Raw genomic sequence first — 6,798 nt, forward strand, 5'->3', positions numbered from 1 at the left:
AGATGTAAACGATTACACCTTTGACAGCGCTTATGAATTACCGCGGACGTTTTGCACCCTCACCCTCCGGCCCCCTCCATTTCGGTTCCCTGGTGGCCGCCATGGGCAGTTATCTTGACGCAAGAAACAGGCAAGGTAAGTGGGTGATCAGAATAGAGAATATTGACCCACCCCGCGAGGTTACCGGGGCATCGGGGAGAATCCTCAGGACCTTGGAATCGTTGGGTTTCGAATGGGACGAACCGGTACTCTATCAAAGTACGCGCCATGCGGCCTACCAGGACGCCATCAGCGATTTAAGGAATAAGGCGCTGCTCTACGAATGCTGCTGCAGCCGCAGCGAGATCCAGGAGCGGGGACGAGTTGGCTCAGAAGGAATTATTTACCCCGGCACCTGCCGAACCCGGGTGAAACCACCGACAGTCAAGGGAAGCGGAAGGCGGCATGCACTGCGCCTGATCACCCATGATCAGACAGTCGCTTTCACCGACGGGATACGGGGAACCCTGAGTCAGAACATCGTCCGGGAGATTGGCGACTTCATAATCAAACGCGCGGACGGGCACTTCGCTTACCAACTTGCCGTGGTGGTGGATGACGCTTACCAGGACATCACCGATGTAGTGCGTGGGGCCGATCTGCTGACCTCGACTCCGCGCCAGATCTATCTACAGCGGCTGCTGGGGCTGTCCACACCGAGTTACAAGCACCTGCCGCTGGTCACCGATAAAAGCGGCAGAAAACTGAGCAAACAACATCGCTCCGACCCGATCAATGCCGCCGCTCCGGTGGTAGCGTTACTTGCCGCCCTGAAGTTCCTCAACCAGCCGCTCCCGCCCGAAACCCCGGGCACTGTCGCCGAGTTCTGGGAATGGGCCATAGCCCAGTGGAATCATTCACTGATAAATAACAAGAATTGCACCATTTAATTCATACAGTTAAGTATTTTTATTAAAGTAATATATCAATTAACCAATGTTGCCCATTACCAGCGCGGTATTGTGTTCAGTCTGCGGCAAACTATGCTTATATCAGGAGCCTTGGAAGGTTTCGATTGATAAGGATTATTCATAAATCACCACAGGATGATTCCGACATGAGAAAAGCCCGCACCATGCTTCCGCCCGGTATTTCAGGTTGGTACAACAGAAAAATGGCCCAAGCCAATCCACCTCGAACCGAAGCACAGAAAAAAGTACTGAAGGCCTACAGCAACTACCTGCTCAAGGATTTGGCGACATCAGGAACATAGCCCGCGAGTTTGCAGATTGTGCGAAATTCCTCCGCACCGACCGGCATAATCGAGAGCCTGTTCCCTTTCTGCAGAAGTCGCATGCCTTCAAGTGCGGGTGTTTGCCTGATCTGACTGAGTGAAATCACCTCGGAAAATTTACTTACATACTCCACGTCCACCATAAACCAGCGCGGTTTTTCCGAGGTCGATTTCGGGTCGTAATATTTCGAGTCGGGGTTCCAAGCCGTAAAGTCCGGATACGCCTCCTTGCACACACGGGCCACTCCAGCAACACCCGGAACCTTGCAACTTGAATGGTAAAACAGAACTTCATCACCCGACTTCATCTCCTGCATCATGAAGTTGCGGGCCTGATAGTTCCTGATGCCATCCCAGTGCTCTGTTCGATCCCGCTTTAAATCATCGATCGAATAAGCATCCGGTTCACTTTTCATCAGCCAATAGTGTTTCATCGATACGGGTCTTCCTGCGTTCTCTAATTATTCGATTGTCATCCCGGATTCCGCCGCCGTGGGTACATACGGCTCATCCTGTTGGGTGGTAGCGGCTTCATGGGCTACGGCTACTGGATCTTGGAACTCAAGTTTCGGAGTTCATTTCACAAAGCCCGAATCGCTAAATTTGTAGGGTGGATAAGCATCAGCGCATCCACCCTGATCAGGTGGCGGTGGATGCGCAAGCTTATCCACCCTACAAGTACCGCGAATTCCGAAGCTGAGTTAGAAAAGGTTATCCCACAGGTCCTGGTTAAAGCCGACGACGGCAACCCTGTCGGAAATAACAAAGGGCCTTTTAATCAGATTGCCATTTGCGGCCAGCGCCGAGATCGCCTGTGCATCAGACAGGGTCTTGAGCTTCTCCTTAAAACCTCCCTGACGATAGTCCTGACCGGATGTATTGAAAAGTCGGGTGACCTGGCCGTTGCAGGCATCCAGCATTGCCTTGAGTTCCAACTCGGTGGGAGGGTGTTCGCGAATGGGAATTTCGGTAAATTCGATACTGTGCTCTGTCAGGTATTTTTTTGCTTTTCTACAGGTTCCGCAATTGGCGTATGCATAAACTTTCAAAGTACTCATGGCATCTCACTTGACGACCGAGCCGGCCAACAGCATGGAAACAGTCGGTAAACCGCCATCCCGGTAAAAAATATTACAGATTTTCCTCGATATATCGAGCCACATCTTCGTGGTGGGTCTTGGTTTTAACCTTATCCATGACCTGTCGCAGTATGCCGTCGGCGTCGACAATAAAGGTTGTCCGATGGATACCGTCAAACACCCTGCCCATGAATTTCTTCTCTCCCCATACACCATAGGCTTCCGCAACCGCATGATCCTCATCGGCCAGCAGGGTGAAATTGAGGTCCTGCTTCTCGGTAAAATTGATCAGCCGCTGTGGCGCATCCGGACTGATCCCAAGCACAACAGTGTTTAATTTTTCGAATACACGCTTGTAGTCACGAATACCGCAAGCCTGCACGGTACAGCCCGGTGTCGACGCCTTGGGATAGAAATAGACAACCACATTCTTGCCTAGGTAGTCTGCCAGGCTAACCGTATTCCGGTTCTGGTCCGGCAGGCTGAATGCCGGTGCTTTTTTTCCTGTTTCGGGGTACGTCATGAACGCCTGCCACCTCTGATCCAGACTCCAGTCAATGCCGATTATACACAACCTGTCGGCTTTGGCAGACCACCATATTTGGTTATCGGTTTCATGGGCCCGGTCAGCCAGAGATTGAACATCTCCTTGGAAGGTGCGTCCAGATACTTGGCGAACTTTCGGATCGGCGGTACCACCGCATGTTCTTCATAATACTCGCGGGCCTTTAAAATCTGGCCCCATTTCTCGTCGTCGAGTACCACGCCATCCGCATCGGCCATCGCCCTGCCGACCTCGGGTGTCCAGCTGTTCATGTCAACCAGATAACCATCACCATCACGCTGCGGGATCTCTACACTCATGTTATACACTCCATAATTACCTAGTAATATAGTAAAGAATTAAGGCGATTGTACCTGGGCCCCGTCAAATTACACCACTCAATGCTTATGGTTTTTATCGTCTCCACCTCATATTGCACACACTTCCAGCACCGTAGCCTGGAAGAAGCCGCTATGCCCTCTACAGGATAATCCACTTGTCCCCACGGCGGCGTAACCCAGAGTGCGCCCAAGTACAACGCCGCCCTGGATTTCGCCCGCAGGGGGGCTGTGCGCCTGTTAAGCCGCCATGGAGCGAGCTCCATCCAGGCTACATACAAAGCCCCCCCCCTGGGGCGACAGTCGCGACAGCTAACTGTCCAGATTCAAACGCTGGTATCCGATCACTGTTTGCCGCATCATTACCAAGGCAACATCAGGCCGATTTGCCCATACTTCTGGTGGTTTAGTGACCCCAATTCACTATAATCAGCTAAATAACAATCTTCAAAGCGGTGGCTATAAGGCGAATGGAAATATGCCAGATAGTATAAAAAATCGTTTCAAGGGAATGCCCCTTCTGCGCTTTATCCTGCTGTTATCGGTCGGATACCTGGCCATCTCCCTCATCGTCATCCTGCTCATCTCCGCGAACATCAAACAGAAGGCCATTGAAGACCTCTCGCGTGAGGATGCGCGGCAGACGGCGGAATTGATCTTTCAGAGTCTTTACTCGGTAATGAGTGATGGCTGGAACAAAAAAGAGATACTGGCGACTATCGACAGACTGAACAAGGCCGCTCCCCGGATGGAGATCATGGCCTATCGCGGTAGTCCGGTGATACAGGAGTTCGGCGACATACCCGGCGAGGCGGCCATACGCGAGTCTGATCCGCTGATCCAGCAGGCGCTCGACAGCGGTAAGGAGATTCTCAGGGCCAGCGAATCCGACATCCGGTTTATCTACCCGGTTGTTGTCAGCAAAGAGTGTACCCGCTGCCATGAGGAGGCGCGGCCAGGTGATGTGAACGGGGTCATCGATATTCGCTATCCCATCGAGAACCTGAAAGTATCTCTCTCCCTGATCATCAATATCATGCTCGGATACTTTATCCTGATCATGGCGCTGCTGTTTGCCGGCCTGTTCTTCAAACTCAGGACATTCGTGGTGAAACCCATCATCGGTCTGGCCACGGTCATGGGGGAGATCACCAACAATGCCGATCTCTCAAAGCGGGTCAAACACGGGGGCTGGATTCGTGAGGTGCATTATCTGACGGATTATTTCAACCGCATGCTGGTGACCCTGCAGGATTTCCAGTATCGACTGGAGGAGCTTTCTGTTCGTGACCCGTTGACCGGACTCTACAACAGGCGGAGGTTCGAACAGTTTCTGGAGTATGAGGTGGACCGCGCCACCCGGCATAACCGCAGTTTCTGCCTGATCATGATCGACCTGGATAATTTCAAGCATATCAATGATACCTATGGACATCAGATCGGCGATATGGCCTTGCAGAAACTGGCCTTGCTCTTGCGGGAACAGACGCGAAGGACCGATGTCACCGCGCGTATCGGGGGCGATGAATTTGCCATTATTATACCGGAAGCGGATTTTGAGAGCGGTCTCTCCTCCGCGGAAAAACTGCGGCATATTCTGGCCAATTCCGCCCTGGAGTTACCCGACTGCAAAATCAGGATCAGCGGCAGTTTCGGTGTAGTCAGCTATCCGCGGAATGGCGACGGTGTCGAGAACCTCAACATTGCCATGGACGTGGCGATGTATAAAGCCAAACATAGCGGCAAAAACTGCGTGGCAATATTGGGCGATGACGAAAGCGGCGCGGAAATGGAGATCTTCAAAAAGGGGGAATTTCTACGTCTGGCGCTGGAGGAGAATCGGGTCGCGGCCTTCCTGCAGCCGATTGTCAGAATACCGGGTGGCCTGTATGCCTATGAAGTCCTCGCGCGTATTGAGGATGACGGCCAGTATATCGCCGCAAACGAGTTCATACATGCCGCCGAGGAGTTGGGACTGATGGTCGAACTGGACACGGATGTCTTCAAGAAGGGGATTGAGTACTTGGCCGACCACCCATTGGAAGAGACCAAGCTCTTTTTCAATCTCGGCTCCCGCACCCTGGCCAACGAGGAAACCATTCGGGAGATGGTTGGATTTGCCACGGAAATGAGAATTCAGCTCAACCGGATCGTATTTGAGATTACTGAACGCGAGGCACTTCCAAGAATATCCGAGTTGAGTCACCTGATCGATGAACTGCACGGTCTGGGGATAGAATTTGCCCTGGATGACTTTGGCAGTGGCTTCTCCTCCTTTCTCTACCTGAAATATCTCGCCGTCGACTATGTCAAGATTGAAGGCAGCTTTGTCCGGCAGATTGCCGTGGATCGCCGTGACCGGATCATGGTCGAACATATCGCCAGCATCGCCAATCAGTTCGGCATAAAAACCATTGCGGAGATGGTGGAGGATGAAGAGACCAACCTGCTGCTCCAGACCTACGGCATAAATTATGCCCAGGGTTACTACTACGGCCACCCAAGCCCGAGCAGCGGGAGTCGTCAATCGAGCGATTCCCGAAAACAAGAGGCGGTTGAATGAACGTAACTACTCACGGGGTGATTGGCCAGCCTTGCCAGCCTCACACGATGCCTTGTTTCGAGGCGCCATCAAGATCGGCCAACAAGCCAGGCCAATCGCTCGCAGGCCGGGTGAGTAGTTACGAATGAACAATTATTCCACGCGCCTGGTGGCGCACCGGGGCTATATGGAGCTGTATCCCGAGAACAGCTGGCGTGGGATACAAGCCGCCATTGAGAGTGGCGCCGTGTGGATAGAGTTTGACATCCAGATGTATAAACCGGGACAGTTCTTCCTGCTGCACGATGCGGATTTCCAACGTACCGCCAACGCGCCACTCGCGCTTTTTGATATCACCGAGTCACAGCTGAGCCACATCAGCATCCACGAACCTGAACGCCTGGGCGAAACATTCAGGCCGGAACCCATCTGCCCGCTTGAAGAGGCGCTGACCCGACTCAGTCGCTACCCGCTGGTACGTACCATGGTGGAGATCAAGGCGGAGAGCCTCGATCATTGGGGATTGGAACCAGTCATGCAATCACTGCTGCCTGTACTCGATCGTTTCAAGGCGCAGTGCGTGCTGATATCGTTCAGTATCGACGCGCTCCGATATGCGAAGCAGCACAGCGATCTGGCCACGGGTTGGGTACTGCGCAACTATGACCCGTCAAGCATCACCCAGGCATTGGAACTGAATCCTCAATACCTGATCTGCAATCACACCAAACTACCCCAGCATGATCTGCCGGCCGCCGGCCCCTGGCGCTGGATGCTCTATGACATCACCGATCCGGATCAGGCGGTTCACTGGATGAGGCAGGGTATTGATCTGATAGAGACCCGTGATGTCGGCAAACTGATCGCCCTCTCCGGCACGACCGGCTGATAGGCCGGCCCGGCACTAATCAATCGAACAAATCGTCTAAGCTATAGAAGCTACAGTGGAACGTGAGACGACGCGTCTGGAGATTAGCAATGTCGATCACCATTTTTGAGCTGTTCAAGATTGGCATAGGGCC

At 52.9% G+C, this 6,798-nt stretch carries 7 protein-coding genes; 3 read left to right on the plus strand and 4 right to left on the minus strand.

Features of this window, described 5'->3' with window-relative positions; genetic code table 11:
* The first annotated feature begins 32 nt into the window (after positions 1–32).
* Positions 33–929, plus strand: coding sequence for a tRNA glutamyl-Q(34) synthetase GluQRS (gene gluQRS / locus O9K64_RS17275; protein WP_275099356.1), 897 nt, complete (start codon positions 33–35; stop codon positions 927–929).
* Positions 930–1,215: 286 nt separating this feature from the next.
* Here gluQRS and O9K64_RS17280 read toward each other — a convergent pair whose 3' ends face one another.
* From O9K64_RS17280 to O9K64_RS17295, 4 genes are all read right to left on the minus strand, one after another.
* On the minus strand, positions 1,216–1,707 hold the full coding sequence (locus O9K64_RS17280; protein WP_275099357.1) for an EVE domain-containing protein: 492 nt from the start codon (positions 1,705–1,707) through the stop codon (positions 1,216–1,218).
* 267 nt (positions 1,708–1,974) lie between these two features.
* Positions 1,975–2,331, minus strand: coding sequence for a Spx/MgsR family RNA polymerase-binding regulatory protein (locus tag O9K64_RS17285; protein WP_275099358.1), 357 nt, complete (start codon positions 2,329–2,331; stop codon positions 1,975–1,977).
* 73 nt (positions 2,332–2,404) lie between these two features.
* The gene (gene bcp / locus O9K64_RS17290) at positions 2,405–2,875 is read right to left on the minus strand and encodes a thioredoxin-dependent thiol peroxidase (RefSeq protein ID WP_275099359.1); all 471 of its coding nucleotides are present in this window, start codon (positions 2,873–2,875) and stop codon (positions 2,405–2,407) included.
* 41 nt (positions 2,876–2,916) lie between these two features.
* Positions 2,917–3,216: a TusE/DsrC/DsvC family sulfur relay protein gene (locus O9K64_RS17295; RefSeq protein ID WP_260295636.1), complete on the minus strand. Its 300-nt coding sequence runs from the start codon at positions 3,214–3,216 to the stop codon at positions 2,917–2,919.
* 496 nt (positions 3,217–3,712) lie between these two features.
* Here O9K64_RS17295 and O9K64_RS17300 point away from each other — a divergent pair, with 496 nt between their 5' ends.
* Together O9K64_RS17300 and O9K64_RS17305 are read left to right on the plus strand one after the other, a co-directional pair.
* Complete coding sequence (locus O9K64_RS17300; RefSeq protein ID WP_275099360.1) at positions 3,713–5,797, plus strand: putative bifunctional diguanylate cyclase/phosphodiesterase; 2,085 nt, start codon at positions 3,713–3,715, stop codon at positions 5,795–5,797.
* Positions 5,798–5,921: 124 nt separating this feature from the next.
* Positions 5,922–6,665: a glycerophosphodiester phosphodiesterase family protein gene (locus O9K64_RS17305; protein ID WP_275099361.1), complete on the plus strand. Its 744-nt coding sequence runs from the start codon at positions 5,922–5,924 to the stop codon at positions 6,663–6,665.
* Positions 6,666–6,798 lie beyond the last annotated feature (133 nt).

This window comes from Sedimenticola hydrogenitrophicus (genome assembly GCF_029017505.1).
Taxonomy (GTDB): Bacteria; Pseudomonadota; Gammaproteobacteria; order Chromatiales; family Chromatiaceae; genus Sedimenticola; species Sedimenticola hydrogenitrophicus_A.

What these genes read in the sequence shown, in the direction of transcription:
- gluQRS (WP_275099356.1), top strand. Translation starts at nt 33, where the DNA reads ATGAATTACCGCGGACGTTTTGCACCCTCACCCTCCGGCCCCCTCCAT.
- O9K64_RS17280 (WP_275099357.1), bottom strand. Translation starts at nt 1,707, where the DNA reads ATGAAACACTATTGGCTGATGAAAAGTGAACCGGATGCTTATTCGATC.
- O9K64_RS17285 (WP_275099358.1), bottom strand. Translation starts at nt 2,331, where the DNA reads ATGAGTACTTTGAAAGTTTATGCATACGCCAATTGCGGAACCTGTAGA.
- bcp (WP_275099359.1), bottom strand. Translation starts at nt 2,875, where the DNA reads ATGACGTACCCCGAAACAGGAAAAAAAGCACCGGCATTCAGCCTGCCG.
- O9K64_RS17295 (WP_260295636.1), bottom strand. Translation starts at nt 3,216, where the DNA reads ATGAGTGTAGAGATCCCGCAGCGTGATGGTGATGGTTATCTGGTTGAC.
- O9K64_RS17300 (WP_275099360.1), top strand. Translation starts at nt 3,713, where the DNA reads ATGCCAGATAGTATAAAAAATCGTTTCAAGGGAATGCCCCTTCTGCGC.
- O9K64_RS17305 (WP_275099361.1), top strand. Translation starts at nt 5,922, where the DNA reads ATGAACAATTATTCCACGCGCCTGGTGGCGCACCGGGGCTATATGGAG.